Below are 15016 nucleotides of genomic sequence, written 5' to 3'. Positions count from 1 at the left end.
ATTGACGGGCCCCTCGATCAGACCCCGTCAATTCGTCTTCGGCGCAAGCATCTTGCCTTCGATCTTGGGCAGATCGTCGGTCGATGCCGATTTGTCGCCGCCGGCGCGGCGGGCAAGTTCGACCGTGAGCCGCTCGGCGGCTTCGGGCTGCATCAAGCCCATGATGTCGGACATCTTGCGCGGCTGGATCTGCGAGGCGATCTGGTAGAGCACGTTCATCTCCAGGCGATCGAACACCTTGGCAGCATCCTTCGGCTTCATGTTCTCGTACATGGTGACGATGCCCTTGAAGCGCGCGGCCTCGGCTTCCGCCTTGGCCGCAGCGTCGGCGTTCGCCTTGGCATCGTTGGCCTTGGCCTCCTCGACCTTGGCCTCGATGCGCTTCTCGGCGGCCTTCAACAGGCTCTCGCGGATCTCGACCTCGCGGGCCCGCGTCTCGAGCTCCTGGCGGCGCGACTGCAACCGTTCCAGGATCGCGCGTTCGGATGCCGACACCGGCGCCGGCGCATCGAGATTGACCACAACGCCATCGGGCTTGGACGGCTCCGCGGCCGGCGCCGTCGGCTTCGGGGCCTCTTCCTTCTTGTCGTCCTTCTTCTCGACCGATCCCGTGATGTCGCCGGGATCGGGCTTGATCTTGCTGTCGACGACCGCCTTGCCGGCGCCGGGGAAGTTGAAATTCTGCTGCGCCCAGGACGGGCCGGCCGGACTGGCCGGCGCGTCCTCGGCGAACACGTAACCGCCATCGAGCACGAGGCCCGCGACCTTCAGCACCATCAGGCCGAAGATTGCGACCAGCACCACAGGCATCACCCTGATGTCACGAAGCAACTTCATGCAGCGAGGCCGCCGGCCCTCCTGCGCTCGGTGAAGGCTTCAGCCGCCGCGGCAACCGCGCGCGCGGCAGAAACCCTCGGCGCCGGCGCCACTGGAGCGGCGGGCGCAGCTGGCTGCGCCGCTGCGCGCGCGGCCTCCGGCGGCCGCGCGGCCGCCGCGATCTTGGACAGGCGGCGGACCACGCCGTCACCCTCGGCGAGCTGGGTCTTCAGCAGCGCCGACATCTGCGTCGCCGCATCGAGCTGGTTGCCGAGGTTCTCGTTGACGTCGCGCACCGCGTGCTTCAACCCGCCGATCGCCCGCTCGGCGATCTCGGTCGCGGTGATCAATTCGGCGATCGTCGCCTTCAGCGAATGCTCGTCCGCCTTCAGCCGCTGCAGCCGCTTGTTGAGCAGCCAGCAGTAGCCGATGGTCAACATCAGCAGCATGGCCACCAGACTCTCGATCGCTAGTCCAAGCACATGACTCATGGTGCCTCCATCATCTTGGTCCGCTCGTCCGCCTTCTCGAACATCGCGAAGGTGGTTTGGGGTTTACGCAAATTCTTGGTGACGCGGATCGCGACACGGTCGCCGACGCGGCCCATGCGGCCTTCCGTCAGGGTGACGTTGCCGCAACGCACCGAGACCAGCGCGTCGGAGCGGATGTCCAGCGGCAGCGTGTCGCCGACCTTGAGCTTCATCAGCTCCTTCAGCGGGATGTCGGCCTCGTACAGCACCGCGTCGACCGAGATCTCGGCCTGCGCCACTTCGGTGGCGAAATGGCCTTCCCAGATCGGGTCGCGGCCGAATTTCTCGCCCATGAACATCTGCAACAGCACGTTGCGGATCGGTTCGATGGTGGCGTAGGGCAGCAGCAATTCGACATTGCCGCCGCGGTCTTCCATGTCGATGCGCAGGCGGACCAGGATTGCGGCGTTGGCCGGGCGGCTGATCGCGGCAAAGCGCGGATTGGTCTCGAGCCGGTCGATCGAGAAGGTCACCGGCGACAGCGGCCGGAACGCCTGCTCGGCATCGGACAGCACCACCTCGACGAGCCGCTTCACCAGATTGGTCTCGATCGTGGTGTAGGGCCGGCCCTCGATGCGGAGCTGGGTCTGGCCGCGGCGGCCGCCGAGCAGCACGTCGATCATCGAATAGATCAGGCTGGAATCGACGGTGGCGAGACCGAAATTCTCCCACTCCTCGGCCTTGAACACCGAGAGCACGGCCGGCAGCGGGATCGAGTTCATGTAGTCGCCGAACCGCACCGAGGTGATGCGATCGAGCGAGACTTCGACGTTGTCGGAGGTGAAATTGCGCAATGATGTCGTCATCAACCGCACCAGGCGGTCGAACACGATTTCGAGCATCGGCAGACGCTCGTAGGACACCATCGCGGAATCGATGATGGCGCGGATGCCGGAATGGTCGTCGAGGCTGACGTCGCCGACCGTGAAGCCGAGGAGATTGTCGATCTCCTCCTGCGACAGCACGCGCTCGCCATTGGTGTTCTTGCTGCCGAAGTCGCGGCTGCCGTCCTCGACCATGGCGGCCCATTGCAGCGCCATGTTCTCGGTGAGCTCGTTCTTGGCAGCTTCCGCCGCGGCCGCCGCGGGATCCTCGGAATCGAGCGAGGCTTCCCATTGGGCCGCAATGGCGTCCTGGTCCATCTGGTCGTTGCCGGCCATGGCTTTACATCCACCCCGTCACTGGATCACGACTTCCTTGAACAGCACCGCATTGACCTGGTTGGGCGCCACCGCGAGGTTGACGCGCTTGGTCAGCTCCTCCTTGAGGCGGAACAGGCCGGCCGAGCCGTTGAGGTCGCTCGGGCGCAGCTCGCGCATGTAGGTCTGGAACAGGTCGGTGACGCGCGGCAGCGCCGGCTTGATCGCCTCGACCTGCTTCTCTTCCTTGATCTCGAGCACGAGCTTCAGCTTGAGGTATTGCACCCGTTCGCCGGGTGCGCCGACCAGGTTGACCAGCATGTCCGGCACGTCGACGAAGCTCGGCGGCTTCGGCGGCGGCGCCTCGGCGTGCTGCTCCTCGCCGTGGCCGCGCATGAAGAAGAACCATCCGCCCGCGCCCGCGCCGAGCACGACGAGGAAGCCGACGACGGCAATGATCAGCTTGAGCTTGCCCTTCTTCGGAGCGGCCGCGCCTTCGCCGCTGTCCGTCTTTTCCTCGTCCGCCATCGTCCGCCCGCTTCAACCTGAAGGATGCGAACGCGATTTGCCCCAGCTTTGGCCTGAAGACGCGATACAAATGCCGCCGGCGCACACGCGCCCCAATGCCGTCAACGCTAAGGTAATAATGGTTAACGGAAGCTTAGGATTTACCATCCACTAGGAAAAAACTGCCGGGCAAACATGGTCAACAAGACCTTTCTGCCGCCCTCCGCGGCCCCCGGCCAGACACCTAAGCCACTAAAATACCTCAATATTTCAAGTTGGCACGGCTTTCGCTGAGAGGACGGCGTGACCAGCGGGTTTGGGAGAACCCAATGGTTACCGACGGTCCGGCGTGAAGGTTTGGGAGAACCTGCATTCGGATCACCTCACAGGGGAGAACCGCCGATGCAGAATACGCTTCTGGTCGGACTATCGAAGCAGATGGTGCTGGAACGGCAGATGGATGTCGTTTCCAACAACATCGCGAACATGACCACCAACGGCTACAAGGCCGACCGATCGCTGTTCCAGGAGTATCTCTCCTCGAACGCGCATGAGGACAATTTCGCGGCTCGCGACCGCCGCGTCTCGTTCGTGCAGGACCGCGCGACCTTCCACGACTTCTCGCAGGGTCCGACCGAAGAGACCAAGAACCCGCTCGACGTCGCGATCGACGGCAACGCCTTCCTGGTGGTGCAGACGCCGGGCGGCGAGCGCTACACCCGCGAAGGCAACCTTCAGATCAACAACCGCGGCCAGCTGGTCACCGCCTCCGGCTACCAGGTGCTCGGCACCTCCGGCCCGATCACGTTCCAGCAGACCGATCACGACGTCAACATCGCCCCCGACGGCAACATCTCCGTGCTCGAAGGCACGTCCCGCCTCGACTCGATCCGCGGCAAGCTGCGCCTCGTCTCGTTCGCGCAGGCCCAGCGCCTGCTCAAGGAAGGCTCCAATCTCTACGCGCCTGGCGAAGGCGCGCAGCCGCTGCCGGACACCAAGTCCCAGATCCGCCAGGGCTTCATCGAGAAGTCGAACGTCAATTCCGTCGTCGAGATGAGCCGCATGATCGAGATCACGCGGACCTACACCCAAATCGCCTCGCTGCTGCAGCAGCAGAGCGACCTGCACAAATCGGCGATCGAGAAGCTCGCCGACGTGCCGAACTGATCCGGGGGATTGACCGATGCGCGCACTTTATACCGCAGCGACCGGAATGGCGGCACAGGAACTCAGCGTTCAGGTGATCTCCAACAACATCGCGAACCTGCGCACCACCGGCTTCAAGAAGCAGCGCGCCGCGTTCCAGGACCTGATCTACGACCATGTGCGCCGGGTTGGCGCGCAGGCTTCCGACCAGAACACCATCATGCCGATGGGCATCGACCTCGGCGGCGGCGTCAAGACCGTCGGCACGCCGCGGATGATGACCCAGGGCACGCTGTCGCCGACCGGCAACGATCTCGACATCGCGATCCGCGGCGAGGGCTTCTTCAAGATCCTGATGCCGGACGGCACCTTCACCTACACCCGCGACGGTTCGTTCCAGATGGACAATCAGGGCCGCATCGTCAACGCGCAGGGCAATCTGGTGCAGCCGACGATCACGATCCCGCAGAACGCATCCGGCCTCACCATCAATGCGCAGGGCCAGGTCTCGGTGACGCTGCCGGGCCAGACCGCATCGACCAACATCGGCACGATCGGCCTGACCCGCTTCATCAACAAGGCCGGGCTGATGCCGATCGGCGACAACCTGTTCCAGGAAACGCCGGCCTCCGGCCAGCCCCAGGACGGCACCGCCAACACCGACGGCTACGGCGACATGCAGCAGAGCAACCTCGAACAGGCCAACGTCGAGGTGGTCTCGGAAATCTCCGACCTGATCGCGGCGCAGCGCGCCTACGAGATGAACGCGAAAGTGGTCTCCGCCGCCGACCAGATGATGCAGTCGACCTCCAATCTGTTCCGCTGAGGATGATGTCGATGATCGCCCGCTCACTCCTGATCGCCGCCGCACTTCTCGCCGCCTCGATGAGTTCGGCTGCCGCGCAGAGCCGCAGCGAGACCATCGCGGCGCCGACGCTGCGCGCCAGCATCACGGTCGCGGACGACATCGTGCGGGTCGGCGACCTCATCGACAATGCCGGCAGCGCTGGCAGCATCGCGGTCTACCGCGCGCCTGATCTCGGCACCACGGGCACGCTGCCGGTCGCGCAGGTGCTCAATGTGCTGCGCGCGCACCAGGTGATCGGCGTCGACACCCGCGAGCTGAAGGAGATCACCGTCACGCGGCTCGCGCGCACCATCGACAGCAAGGAAATCGAGCAGCAGGTGTCGCGCGCCCTCGAGGGCCGCCACGGCCTCGGCCGGGCCGGCAATATCGCGCTGACCTTCGACCGCGATCCCGGCGATATCAGATTGGAGGCGACCAATACCGGCGCGATGCAGCCGATCGCCGTGCGCTACGACCCGCGCTCGACGCGCTTCGACGTCACCTTCGAGATCGGCAACGATTCCGGCGCGGCGCCGTACAAGCTGCGCCTCACCGGCACCGCGATCGAGACCATCGAGGCCGCCGTGCTGACCCGCAATGTCGAACGCGGCGACGTGCTGAAGGCCTCCGACGTGATGATCGAACGCCGTCCGAAGGCCGACATCGGCAACGACGCGGCGACGCGCGACGGCACCATCGGCATGCAGATGCGCCGCCAGCTCCGCGCCGGCCAGGCGCTGCGCGTCGCCGACATGGCGAAACCCGATCTCGTCACCCGCGACCAGAACGTCGTGCTGATCTACCGCACCGCCGGCATCTATCTCACCATCCGCGGCAAGGCGATGGATGGCGGCGCCGAGGGCGACGTCGTCAGCGTGATGAACTTGCAGTCCAAGCGCGCCGTCTCCGGCGTTGTCACCGGCCGCGGCGAGGTCTCGATCTCGGTCGCGACCCCGCTTGCGCCACCTAGCGCCGACGCCACCACTTCAGATTCCGCTTCCGTCAAGCTGAGTTCAGTCGCACCAAACGCCGAGTAAAGTTCATGTCCCAGTACCGTATCAACCGCCTCATCCTGACCGGTGCGCTGTTCGCACTCGGAACGATCGCCAGCGGTTGCTCGTCGATCGACCGTCTCTCCCAGATCGGCGAGCAGCCGAAGCTGACGTCGATCGACAATCCGACGACGCAGCCCGGCTACAAGCCGGTGCAGATGCCGATGCCGAAGCCCGAGGTCGCCTCCTACAGCCCGAACTCGCTGTGGCGCAGCGGCTCCCGCGCCTTCTTCAAGGACCAGCGCGCCGCGCGCGTCGGCGACCTGCTGACCATCACGGTGAATTTCACCGACAAGGCGGCGATCGCCAACGAGACCCAGCGCAGCCGCACCAATTCGGAAGACTCCGGGGTCAGCAACTTCCTGGGCTCGCAGACCATCACGCAGGCCAACAAGATCCTGCCCGGAAAGATCCTGACCGCCGAGTCCACGGCGTCCAGCGACGGCAAGGGCTCGGTGAACCGGCAGGAAGCGTTGCAAACCAGCGTCGCCGCGGTCGTCACCCAGGTGTTGCCGAACGGCAATCTGGTGGTCGAGGGCAAGCAGGAGATCCGGGTCAACTTCGAAATCCGTGAGCTGATCGTGGCCGGCATCGTGCGCCCGGAGGACATCCAGAGCGACAACACCATCGACTCCTCGAAGATCGCCCAGGCCCGCATCGCCTATGGCGGCCGCGGCCAGATCACCGACGTGCAACAGCCGCGCTACGGCCAGCAGGTTCTCGACGTGCTCTTGCCCTTCTAGCCGCATGATCCCGAAGGTTTCGGATCAGGATCGTGCCTGAGTAAGACTTTCACGAGCTCCCACATCTCGTCGCGAACCTAGGCGCGGCGCGGTGTACCAACACGGCCCTCGCCAGCTCCCCTGGCGGGGGCCGTGGCATTTAGAGCCCCAAAACAAACCAAGAGCGCCATCCGCTTCGGAACAGAATGGCTCTTGTGACCGGTCGCATGCACTCGCACTGTTGTCGCACACCAGTCCGATACCGCCTCGCGAAAGTCGTGCGATCGCCTTCTCGGTTCGTTAACCGTCGCAGCAGCGCGCAGTGGCAGTCCCGGCGCTTGCAACGTAGCAAGAGGACAACGCAGGGTTTTCTGCTTGTATGACGGTCATGCAAAGAGACGGGCAATATGCGGCGTGGTTCCGGACGCCGCGCGGCGAAGGCACCGGAATAGTCCAGCTCGCAAATGGCAGGATCAGCGGCGGCGACGCCATGTTCACCTATGGCGGCTCCTATCAGCTCGATGAAGACCGCTTCACCGCGGTGCTGACGACGCGCCGATATGCCGACGGTCCGTTCACCACCGTGTTCGGCTGCGACGAGGTCGAGGCGGAGCTGACCGGCTCGTTCAGCGGCAATCGCGCGGTGTGCATGGGAACGGCCAGGCAGGCCCCCGGCGTGGTGTTCGAGGCCACGCTGTTTCTGCAGCAACCGGAAGCCGCGCCCACGCCGCCGCCGAAATCCGCGCCGGCTTCCGCCGGCCTCGCAAGGCTGCCAAGGCCCACCGTCAGCCGCCGCGCGCCGAATCCGTTCGCGGGCAAGCGCTTCGTCTGATCCGTCCCCTTCCCGATGGCGTCCGCGCCCGAGCCGGCGTACGATCATGCCTGCGCGTCAAGCGCAGCCCGATCGATCCAGCCGGAAGGAGCAAGCCCATGTATGCCGCCATCCGTCAGGCCAAGGCAAAGACCGGCACCGCCGAAGAACTCGCGCGCCGGATCAAGGAAGGCGCGATCCCGATCATCAGCGACGTCGAAGGCTTCATGGCCTATTACGTGGTCTATGCCGGCGACGACACCGTCACCGCGATCAGCGTTTTCAACAATCATGCCGGTGCCGAGGAGGCCAACCGCCGCGCGCTGGCCTGGATCGACGACAATCTCGGTCCCTTGCTGGTCGGGCAGGCTACCGCTGTTGCGGGTCCGGTGATCGTGCATACGATGGCATGACGGCCGCAACGGGTTGCGGGTCCGGTGATCGTGCATACGATGGCATGACGGCCGCTCCTCCGGCAAACTTCACCCGGCAGAACTTTCCCGCGGCACGTCAGGCACGCGCCGCGTCGTCGCGATCTGCTTGAAAACACTGGCGCATGGCACGCCATTTGCTCCGCGATTGCAGCATTGCAACGGGGACAGCGCGCGCAGATGACGTCCATCTCGGCCTTCGGATCGGTCACAGCCAGCATGACGACTGGCACATTGAAGAAGCCGTTGACGGCCGATGCCTCCGGATCCACGCAAGCTACCGGCGCCGGCTCTTCCGACGACACCGTCGAGCAGAAATTTCTCAAATACGCGCAGATGAGCCCAATGGACCGCATGCGCGCGAACATCCTCAAGGGCATGGGGCTGTCGGAGGAAGACCTGAAGACCATGACGCCGGATCAGCGCGCCGCGGTCGAGCAGAAGATCAAGGAGTTGATCGAGCAGGCGTTCCAGAGGAACGCCGGCAAGGCCGGCCAGGCGGTCGACATCTCGGCCTAGAGAGGCCGCCCGCGGCGCAACGCGCGGCCGAAATCGCTAGATCGGATAGCGCCATTTGAGCGCACGCCGCACGAACACCAGAGCCACGGCATCCACGAGGAGCGCGAGCCAAAGCAGCGCCGGCGTCGACCGCAAGCCGATGTAAACGATGCAGCACGCGAGCCCGATCAGACCGGCGAGCAGCGCAATCCATGTCCAGAACAGCGGCGAGCGGAAGATTCCGGTTGGCGCGGCGTCAAGCAATCTGGAGCCCGTCGGCGCCGGGAGAAAAGAGCCCAGCAGAGCCTCACAAAGCGCTTCCCAGTCCATTGCCAACAGCTCCACCTTTCAGGTTTGTCGGGCCCGCCGTCGGCGGGTTCAACCCGAGCGTTGTCGCCGGCCTCGCCGGTCGCGACGACGATCGATTGCCCGCGTGCCATGCGCGCCGCGATCATGTCGCGCGGCCATTGTCCGAACAGCATGCCGCCGCGATCGCCGGAATTGGCCGTCAGCAGCGCCGAGATCGCGTCTACGTCCGACGATGTGGCGTGGCGAGCCGGGTTCTGATCATCTTGATGGATAGCCTTAAGGGAGAATTGAGAGTCTGCCGCTCACATGCGTACCACAACGCGCCAGAATGACTCGCACCGCAAACGGCACGCACGGGATAAGGAAAGACGGTCGTCTTGATGGACGGATCATTCTGGCGAGGCTTTCTGTTCGGCGGAGCAGTCGCGCTGATTTTGCCGCTCCTGTTTGCCCACGCCATGTCGGATCATTCGACACAAGTCGGTCAGGCCATAGCGTTGCTCATCATGTTCGCGCCCGGCACCGTGCTTCCGCCTCTCATGTTCGTCGGCGCGCTGGCCGGCGGGTGCATTTTCAGAGCAGTCTCCGCGATCAAGGGACGGTCGTCGAACGGGTGACACGCCAGTTCCTGCCCCGCGCGGCCTCAGCGCGCGAGCCGGCGGCTAACCCTCATTCGCGGCACACGGCTTCTTCTTCGCGGCTGCGCCAGCGCCCGCGGCTTTCTTCGCCGGCTTCTTCACCGTCTTCTTCGACTTGGCCTGGTTGAGCTCGATCGCGGCGCGGATCAGGGCCTTCAGCGCGGGGGCATTGATCTTGTCGCCCTCGAACAGGTCGATCGCGCGCCGCACATTGCCCTCGAAGCCGGTGTTGAACAGCTTGTCGGGGTCCGGGAGCTGCGCGCCATACATGAAGGTCAGTTTCACCTTGCCCTTGTGCGCGTTGCCGACCGCGATGATGCCATCGCGCGACCACACCGGGCTGCCCATCCACTTCCACTCCTCGATGATGCCGGGATCGGCGGCGAGGATGCTCTTGCGCAGACTGGCGAGCGTCTTGCCGCGCCAGTCGGTGAGATCCTCGATCATCTGATCGATACGTTCCGATGCCGTCATTGCTGCCTCGCGTTGCTCGGCTGCCCCAATCAATCATATTTGCGATGCCGAGGTCGATCCCCCGAGCCGACGCCGCGGCGCCAGATAGGGCAACGCGAACAAATACAGGCCGCTGAGCAGCATCAGGATCAGCGGGAACAGTGCCAGCAGACCGATCCAGGTCGCCTGCTGCTGCAGGACCATCGCGATGATGTTGATGATGACCGCGACCGTGAAGACGATCGAAAGCCAGCGGTGAGATTGCCGGATGAAGTTGTTCCAGTTCAATGTGATCTCCTGTTGGATGATGTGAGTACAACCGTCATTGCGAGGAGCGATAGCGACGAAGCAATCCATCGTGCAGCACGTGCCGAGAGATGGATTGCTTCGCTTCGCTCGCAATGACGAGGATGGAGCTGCAGCAATCCTCACTCCGCCCGCACCAGCAGCTGATCGAGCTTCTCGAAAAACTGCTTCCACCCGGCATGGGCGCCGCCATAGGCCTGCTTCTGATGCGGCTGGAAGCCGGACTGCTCGACGCGCAGATGGGTGCCGTGCGGCGTCGGGGTCAGCGTGAAGACCACCACGCTCTCGAGATTGTAGGCGGCATCCTCATGCGCGAAATTCCAGGTGTAGGACAGCGTCTTGTGCGGCTCGATGGCGAGCACCTTGCAGTCCAGCACGCCGCCCCACTCGCCGCGCAGATTGAAGCTGTGCCCGACCTCGGGCTTGAAGTCGTTCTTCATCAGCCACTCCTCCATCAGATGCGGTTGAGTCAGCGCGCGCCAGAGCTTTTCCGGCGGATGAGGAAATTCGCGTTCGACGATCGCCGAGCGCGTCTCACGGGTGGTGTTGTTCATTGGTCCATCCTTTTGAGGAGATCTTCGAGGTGGTCGAACCGGTTCTGCCAGAAGCCGGCCATCTGGCTGCTCCAGTCGATCAGCGGCGCCAGCGCGCCGAGTTGCGCGCTGTAGTGTGTCTGCCGTCCTTCATGGCGATCGCGCACCAGCCCGGCCTGCTTCAGCACGCCGAGATGCTTTGACACCGCCGGCTGAGAGATCCTCGCCCGCGCCGTCAGCGCGCTGACGGTCTGCTCACCCTCGCGGCAGAGGCGCTCGAAGATCGCCCGGCGGGTCGGGTCTGCGAGGGTTCGAAACAGCACGTCGTGAGCGTCTGGCATTTTGCAATCAATAACCCGTTGGTTATGAATTGACGTATAACTGGCTAGTTATGGATAAGTCAACAGGGAACTCGCAGGCGCGAATGAAAGGCGGAGCTTCCATGCCGTTCGGTAGCTCAAGCGCACCGGCCCTCCCTTATTCACATAGCCCAATGGTTATTTACGAAAGCAGGCTGCGATCGGCACCCGGCTTTCCCTGCGCCCTCTCTTCGATGAGACGGCGAAACGAAGAGCAAAGCTCGGGCAACTCATGACGCGAGAATGCGAAGCTGCGTCCCATCCTCAGCTGTCATCGCCCGGCCCTCGACCGGGCGATCCAGTACGCCGCGGCCCATCGGCTCAACAACGACTGCCTCTGGAATACTGGATCACCCGCATGCGCATGCGCGGGTGATGACACCGAGAACTTGGCTGTTTGACATCTTGAAGCGAGATCCATCCTCATCGTCGTCCTGGCGAAGGCAAGGACCCATTACCCCGAAAGCTCATGCTGCGCGATGCTGGGGCCATGATCCCTCTTACAATTCGGCGCGGTGGGTATGGGTCCTGGCTTTCGCCAGGACGACGACGCGTGGACGTCGCGGTCGCGAGTGCGTCAACGCATGTCGTTGCGAAGAACCAGCGCATCACCTACAAATATCGCGCGGATGCGGTCCTTGTTCACGGAGAACCTTGATGTGCCAGCTCTGCGACGTCACACCTCCCGGCCAAACCTCCCGGCGCCACTTCCTCGCCGCCGCGGCGTGCACCGCCGCCAGCCTCGCCTTCGTATCACCGATCTCCGCCAAGGAGACAAAGCCGCCGCCGAAGCCGCAGAACGTGCTGCCGCCGGACGCGGCGCTCGACCGGCTGGTGAAGGGCAATCTCCGCTATGTCGAAGGCGTGTCGCGGCGGCATGATTTCAAGCACGAGCGCGAGGCGCTGGCCGGCGGACAGAATCCGTTCGCCGGCATCCTGAGTTGCGCGGACTCCCGCATCGCACCGGAATACGCGTTCGACACCGGCCGCGGCGATCTGTTCGTCTGCCGCGTCGCCGGCAATTTTGCCAGCGACGAGATGATCGCGAGCCTCGAATATGCATCGTCGGTGCTCGGCGTGCCGCTGTTCATGGTGCTCGGCCATGACAGCTGCGGGGCGGTCGACGCCGCGATCAAGTCGCTGAAGGACAACACTACCCTGCCCGGCCATCTGCCCTCGCTGGTCACGGCGATCGCGCCGGCGGTGAAGGCGACCGAGGGCAAGCCCGGCGACCACCTCGCCAACGCCGTCAGCCAAAACGTCATCGACAACGTCGCGAAGCTCAAGACGGCGACGCCGATCCTCAACGCCGCGGTCGATCAGGGCAAGCTCAGGATTGTCGGCGCGGTCTATCGGCTGACCGATGGCAAGGTCGAGCTGGTCACGGACGACAAGCGGCCGGCGACTTGAACCTCAGCGCCACCTGCAACCACTGAAGCCTTGAACGACATCGCGTGAGCGACATGGAGAAGGCGGATGTGGCGCCGGCGCGGACGGATGGCTGGAGTGCTGGTGCTGGTCGCGGCCTCGTTCCCGGCGCGCGCCGGCGTCGAGCCCTGCAACACCGCACAGAAGCGGATCGAAATGACTGCGTTGCTCCGCCGCGCCGCGGAGGACCGGCCGGTCAACATCACCTTCGCGACCCGGGCCGACGGCGTGAAGCTGCCCGCCGCCGTGATCGAGAAGTACCCCGAGGAGATCACGATCATCCTGCAGCACGAATTCGATCGCCTCGTGGTCGGGGATGACGGCTTCGAGGTCGGGGTCTGGTTCAATCGCAAGTATGCCAGGCTGGCCGTGCCGTTCGACGCGGTCCGAAGCCTGTGGGACGGCAAGGTCCTGATGTGCACGAACGATCAACTGTAGGAAACAGCGACGTCCCGACGCTGAGAGCACGCAAGGTCAGGTGAACGTCGCTTCCACCTTGCCGAGTCCGTCGAGCTCCATAACGACCACATCGCCCGCCTTCAGCCACACCGTCTTGACCAGGCTGCCGGTCATGACGATCTGGCCGGCATGCAGGCCACGCCCCTCGGCGGCGAGATGATTGGCAAGCCAGGCGAGCGCGTTGTGGGGATGGCCGAGCACGTCGGCGCCGGTGCCGCGCCCTTCCTCCTTGCCATTGACGATCGCGCGTCCCACGACCGTGCGCAGATCCGGCACGGTGATGCGCGGCACGGCCTCGCCGAGCACGCAGCCGGCGGCGAAGAAATCGTCGGCGATCAACGTCGGCGCACCGAGCGTCTCCCATTTGACGTAACGGTCGTCGACGATCTCGATCGCGGGATGGTAGGCCTCGATCGCTTCCGCGACCCATTCGGCGGTGAACGGCGCTTCGCTCGCAGCCAGATTGCGCGCCAGCCGCACCGCGATCTCGCATTCGACGCCGACATGGACGAAATCGGCCGCCGGCAGCTGCACGCCGCTGTCATGCACGACCTTCTCGAACACGCCGCCGCCACAGGGATGCGCGATATTGATGTACTCCTGCATCACGGCGCTGGTGCAGCCGATCTTGTAGCCGACGAGGCTGCCGACCTGCGGCTGCAACAAATCGTGCAGCGCGTACTGCACCTGGTAGCCTTCGGCCTCGTCGAGCGGCACGACGTCCTTCGGAAGCGCCTTGAGCGGCGTGCGGTTGCGACGCGCGCTGGCAATCGCCTTGGCGGCCGCGAGGACCCGATCCATCTGCGCAGCCTCCCTGTTGGTCACGGTGGCGCGGTGGCGCCTTCCGTCTGCTTAAGGCAATTCAGCACTCGCCGACCCGTCTGGCAAGCACGCCGGACGGGAGAGGCTGTCAGGCCTTGACCAGGCCGAGCCTGATCAGGCTCTCGGCGGTCGCGAGGATCATCTCCTCATTGCCGCGCGGGCGCCAGCCGAGCAGGTTCTGCGCCTTGGCGCTGGTCGAGCGGCGCACCTTGCCGAGCACGGCAGGGCGGCGCGGGCCAGCGGATTGCGCCGTGCGGCGAGCCGCATCATCCAATCCGGCGCCTGGAACCGGGGCACGCGCCGCGCCTTGCTGCCGAGTTTCCTGCGCAACAGCCCGGCCACCTGCAGCACCGACATGGTCTCGCCGGCAACCGCGAGGAACCGCTCGCCTTTGGCCTTCGGTGAGGTCATGGCGCGCAGATGCAGGTCGGCGACGTCGCGCACGTCGACGAGGCCGAAATGGATCCGCGGCACCACCGGCATCGCGCCATCGAGCAGCGCCCTGATGATGCCGATCGACTCGGAGAAGTCGGGGCCGAGCGCCGGGCCGAACACGGCGGTGGGATTGACCACGGCAAGCTCGAGGCCACCTCCTTCGCGCGCGACGAAATCCCAGGCGGCCCGCTCGGCCAGCGTCTTGGATTTCGGATAGGCCTGCACGTCGGGGCCATCGAGATTGGTCCAGACGGTCTCATCGAACGGCTTGGCATGCGGCGGATGGCCGTAGCCGATCGCCGCAAACGACGACGTCACAACGACGCGCTTCACGCCGGCCTCGCGCGCCGCGCGCAACACTCGCAGCGTGCCCTCGCGCGCCGGAATGATCAGCTCGTTCTCGTCCTCGGGCACATTGGAGCCGAGCGGCGATGCGACATGCAGCACGTAATCGCAACCCCTGGCCGCCTCGCGCCAGCCGTCGTCGCGCGTCAGGTCAGCGGTGACGAAGCCGACCTGGTCGGCCGTATCAGCGCCGCCCTCGCGCAGCATCGCGATCACGTCCTTGCTGCGATCCGGGTTGCGCACGGTGGTTCGCACCACGTGCCCGTCGGCGAGCAGCTGGAGGATCGTATGCACGCCGATGAAACCCGTTCCGCCCGTGACCAACACCGCGCTCATGTCCTCGCCCTTTCGATGGTTCGGCGGGGTCGGACATCGCGCCGCCCACCCTGCACAGGCCGCATCTGGTCACTATCTCTGTTCGAGCAAGTAG

Annotated in this window: 20 protein-coding genes and 1 pseudogene; 10 read left to right on the top strand and 11 right to left on the bottom strand. The window is 64.9% G+C overall.

Annotated features, from left to right (window positions below):
* Positions 1–27 precede the first annotated feature (27 nt).
* Genes AKN84_RS30285 through fliL form a run of 4 tightly spaced genes read right to left on the bottom strand, consistent with a single transcriptional unit; the run spans position 28 to position 3013 of the window.
* Positions 28–837, bottom strand: a complete 810-nt coding sequence (locus AKN84_RS30285; RefSeq protein WP_050424164.1) for a MotE family protein — start codon at positions 835–837, stop codon at positions 28–30.
* Positions 834–1307, bottom strand: coding sequence for a DUF6468 domain-containing protein (locus AKN84_RS30280; protein WP_050424163.1), 474 nt, complete (start codon positions 1305–1307; stop codon positions 834–836). The genes AKN84_RS30285 and AKN84_RS30280 overlap by 4 nt, the downstream gene beginning before the upstream one ends.
* Positions 1304–2506 (bottom strand): flagellar motor switch protein FliM, encoded by a 1203-nt coding sequence (fliM, locus tag AKN84_RS30275; protein WP_050424162.1) that lies wholly within the window; start codon positions 2504–2506, stop codon positions 1304–1306. The genes AKN84_RS30280 and fliM overlap by 4 nt, the downstream gene beginning before the upstream one ends.
* 18 nt (positions 2507–2524) lie before the next feature.
* Positions 2525–3013: a flagellar basal body-associated protein FliL gene (gene fliL / locus AKN84_RS30270; RefSeq protein ID WP_050424161.1), complete on the bottom strand. Its 489-nt coding sequence runs from the start codon at positions 3011–3013 to the stop codon at positions 2525–2527.
* A gap of 381 nt (positions 3014–3394) precedes the next feature.
* Here fliL and flgF point away from each other — a divergent pair, with 381 nt between their 5' ends.
* The 7 genes from flgF (at position 3395) to AKN84_RS30235 (ending at position 8520) form a co-directional block, all read left to right on the top strand.
* Complete coding sequence (flgF, locus tag AKN84_RS30265; protein WP_050424160.1) at positions 3395–4159, top strand: flagellar basal-body rod protein FlgF; 765 nt, start codon at positions 3395–3397, stop codon at positions 4157–4159.
* 16 nt (positions 4160–4175) lie between these two features.
* Positions 4176–4964, top strand: a complete 789-nt coding sequence (gene flgG, locus AKN84_RS30260) for a flagellar basal-body rod protein FlgG (protein WP_050424159.1) — start codon at positions 4176–4178, stop codon at positions 4962–4964.
* A 2-nt stretch (positions 4965–4966) separates the two neighbouring features.
* On the top strand, positions 4967–6022 hold the full coding sequence (gene flgA / locus AKN84_RS30255; RefSeq protein ID WP_050424158.1) for a flagellar basal body P-ring formation chaperone FlgA: 1056 nt from the start codon (positions 4967–4969) through the stop codon (positions 6020–6022).
* A 5-nt stretch (positions 6023–6027) separates the two neighbouring features.
* Complete coding sequence (gene flgH, locus AKN84_RS30250; RefSeq protein ID WP_050424157.1) at positions 6028–6780, top strand: flagellar basal body L-ring protein FlgH; 753 nt, start codon at positions 6028–6030, stop codon at positions 6778–6780.
* Between the two features lie 367 nt (positions 6781–7147).
* Positions 7148–7591 (top strand): hypothetical protein, encoded by a 444-nt coding sequence (locus AKN84_RS30245; protein WP_050424181.1) that lies wholly within the window; start codon positions 7148–7150, stop codon positions 7589–7591.
* A gap of 98 nt (positions 7592–7689) precedes the next feature.
* Positions 7690–7983: a hypothetical protein gene (locus tag AKN84_RS30240; protein ID WP_050424156.1), complete on the top strand. Its 294-nt coding sequence runs from the start codon at positions 7690–7692 to the stop codon at positions 7981–7983.
* A 198-nt stretch (positions 7984–8181) separates the two neighbouring features.
* Positions 8182–8520 (top strand): hypothetical protein, encoded by a 339-nt coding sequence (locus AKN84_RS30235; protein WP_050424155.1) that lies wholly within the window; start codon positions 8182–8184, stop codon positions 8518–8520.
* A gap of 36 nt (positions 8521–8556) precedes the next feature.
* On the opposite strand, the gene AKN84_RS30230 is transcribed toward AKN84_RS30235, so the two are convergent.
* The gene (locus AKN84_RS30230; RefSeq protein WP_128971278.1) at positions 8557–8829 is read right to left on the bottom strand and encodes a hypothetical protein; all 273 of its coding nucleotides are present in this window, start codon (positions 8827–8829) and stop codon (positions 8557–8559) included.
* Positions 8830–9188: 359 nt separating this feature from the next.
* Between AKN84_RS30230 and AKN84_RS30225 the strand changes: the two genes are divergently transcribed.
* On the top strand, positions 9189–9425 hold the full coding sequence (locus AKN84_RS30225; protein WP_050424153.1) for a hypothetical protein: 237 nt from the start codon (positions 9189–9191) through the stop codon (positions 9423–9425).
* A gap of 45 nt (positions 9426–9470) precedes the next feature.
* On the opposite strand, the gene AKN84_RS30220 is transcribed toward AKN84_RS30225, so the two are convergent.
* The 4 genes from AKN84_RS30220 to AKN84_RS30205 form a co-directional block, all read right to left on the bottom strand.
* Complete coding sequence (locus AKN84_RS30220) at positions 9471–9920, bottom strand: DUF1801 domain-containing protein (RefSeq protein ID WP_050424152.1); 450 nt, start codon at positions 9918–9920, stop codon at positions 9471–9473.
* Between the two features lie 33 nt (positions 9921–9953).
* Positions 9954–10187, bottom strand: coding sequence for a hypothetical protein (locus AKN84_RS30215; RefSeq protein ID WP_050424151.1), 234 nt, complete (start codon positions 10185–10187; stop codon positions 9954–9956).
* A 140-nt stretch (positions 10188–10327) separates the two neighbouring features.
* Positions 10328–10759: an SRPBCC family protein gene (locus AKN84_RS30210; protein WP_050424150.1), complete on the bottom strand. Its 432-nt coding sequence runs from the start codon at positions 10757–10759 to the stop codon at positions 10328–10330.
* A complete protein-coding gene (locus tag AKN84_RS30205; RefSeq protein WP_050424149.1) occupies positions 10756–11079 on the bottom strand; it encodes an ArsR/SmtB family transcription factor in 324 nt (107 codons plus the stop codon). The genes AKN84_RS30210 and AKN84_RS30205 overlap by 4 nt, the downstream gene beginning before the upstream one ends.
* A 675-nt stretch (positions 11080–11754) precedes the next feature.
* Between AKN84_RS30205 and AKN84_RS30200 the strand changes: the two genes are divergently transcribed.
* Complete coding sequence (locus AKN84_RS30200) at positions 11755–12507, top strand: carbonic anhydrase (RefSeq protein ID WP_050424148.1); 753 nt, start codon at positions 11755–11757, stop codon at positions 12505–12507.
* Between the two features lie 66 nt (positions 12508–12573).
* Positions 12574–12963, top strand: a complete 390-nt coding sequence (locus tag AKN84_RS30195) for a ClpXP protease specificity-enhancing factor SspB (RefSeq protein ID WP_050424147.1) — start codon at positions 12574–12576, stop codon at positions 12961–12963.
* Between the two features lie 36 nt (positions 12964–12999).
* Here the strand turns inward: AKN84_RS30195 and AKN84_RS30190 are convergent, their stop codons facing one another.
* Both AKN84_RS30190 and AKN84_RS30185 read right to left on the bottom strand, forming a co-directional pair.
* Entirely contained in the window at positions 13000–13785 is a 786-nt protein-coding gene (locus tag AKN84_RS30190) for a 2-keto-4-pentenoate hydratase (RefSeq protein WP_050424180.1), read from the bottom strand.
* 109 nt (positions 13786–13894) lie between these two features.
* Positions 13895–14922, bottom strand: a pseudogene (locus tag AKN84_RS30185) (SDR family oxidoreductase).
* Positions 14923–15016 lie beyond the last annotated feature (94 nt).

This window comes from Bradyrhizobium tropiciagri (genome assembly GCF_001189845.1).
Classification (GTDB): Bacteria; Pseudomonadota; Alphaproteobacteria; order Rhizobiales; family Xanthobacteraceae; genus Bradyrhizobium; species Bradyrhizobium tropiciagri.
Note: the sequence above shows the minus strand (reverse complement) of the source record. Positions and strands in the feature narration are given on the sequence as shown.

What these genes read in the sequence shown, in the direction of transcription:
- AKN84_RS30285 (WP_050424164.1), bottom strand. Translation starts at nt 837, where the DNA reads ATGAAGTTGCTTCGTGACATCAGGGTGATGCCTGTGGTGCTGGTCGCA.
- AKN84_RS30280 (WP_050424163.1), bottom strand. Translation starts at nt 1,307, where the DNA reads ATGAGTCATGTGCTTGGACTAGCGATCGAGAGTCTGGTGGCCATGCTG.
- fliM (WP_050424162.1), bottom strand. Translation starts at nt 2,506, where the DNA reads ATGGCCGGCAACGACCAGATGGACCAGGACGCCATTGCGGCCCAATGG.
- fliL (WP_050424161.1), bottom strand. Translation starts at nt 3,013, where the DNA reads ATGGCGGACGAGGAAAAGACGGACAGCGGCGAAGGCGCGGCCGCTCCG.
- flgF (WP_050424160.1), top strand. Translation starts at nt 3,395, where the DNA reads ATGCAGAATACGCTTCTGGTCGGACTATCGAAGCAGATGGTGCTGGAA.
- flgG (WP_050424159.1), top strand. Translation starts at nt 4,176, where the DNA reads ATGCGCGCACTTTATACCGCAGCGACCGGAATGGCGGCACAGGAACTC.
- flgA (WP_050424158.1), top strand. Translation starts at nt 4,967, where the DNA reads ATGATGTCGATGATCGCCCGCTCACTCCTGATCGCCGCCGCACTTCTC.
- flgH (WP_050424157.1), top strand. Translation starts at nt 6,028, where the DNA reads ATGTCCCAGTACCGTATCAACCGCCTCATCCTGACCGGTGCGCTGTTC.
- AKN84_RS30245 (WP_050424181.1), top strand. Translation starts at nt 7,148, where the DNA reads ATGCAAAGAGACGGGCAATATGCGGCGTGGTTCCGGACGCCGCGCGGC.
- AKN84_RS30240 (WP_050424156.1), top strand. Translation starts at nt 7,690, where the DNA reads ATGTATGCCGCCATCCGTCAGGCCAAGGCAAAGACCGGCACCGCCGAA.
- AKN84_RS30235 (WP_050424155.1), top strand. Translation starts at nt 8,182, where the DNA reads ATGACGTCCATCTCGGCCTTCGGATCGGTCACAGCCAGCATGACGACT.
- AKN84_RS30230 (WP_128971278.1), bottom strand. Translation starts at nt 8,829, where the DNA reads ATGGACTGGGAAGCGCTTTGTGAGGCTCTGCTGGGCTCTTTTCTCCCG.
- AKN84_RS30225 (WP_050424153.1), top strand. Translation starts at nt 9,189, where the DNA reads ATGGACGGATCATTCTGGCGAGGCTTTCTGTTCGGCGGAGCAGTCGCG.
- AKN84_RS30220 (WP_050424152.1), bottom strand. Translation starts at nt 9,920, where the DNA reads ATGACGGCATCGGAACGTATCGATCAGATGATCGAGGATCTCACCGAC.
- AKN84_RS30210 (WP_050424150.1), bottom strand. Translation starts at nt 10,759, where the DNA reads ATGAACAACACCACCCGTGAGACGCGCTCGGCGATCGTCGAACGCGAA.
- AKN84_RS30205 (WP_050424149.1), bottom strand. Translation starts at nt 11,079, where the DNA reads ATGCCAGACGCTCACGACGTGCTGTTTCGAACCCTCGCAGACCCGACC.
- AKN84_RS30200 (WP_050424148.1), top strand. Translation starts at nt 11,755, where the DNA reads ATGTGCCAGCTCTGCGACGTCACACCTCCCGGCCAAACCTCCCGGCGC.
- AKN84_RS30195 (WP_050424147.1), top strand. Translation starts at nt 12,574, where the DNA reads ATGTGGCGCCGGCGCGGACGGATGGCTGGAGTGCTGGTGCTGGTCGCG.
- AKN84_RS30190 (WP_050424180.1), bottom strand. Translation starts at nt 13,785, where the DNA reads ATGGATCGGGTCCTCGCGGCCGCCAAGGCGATTGCCAGCGCGCGTCGC.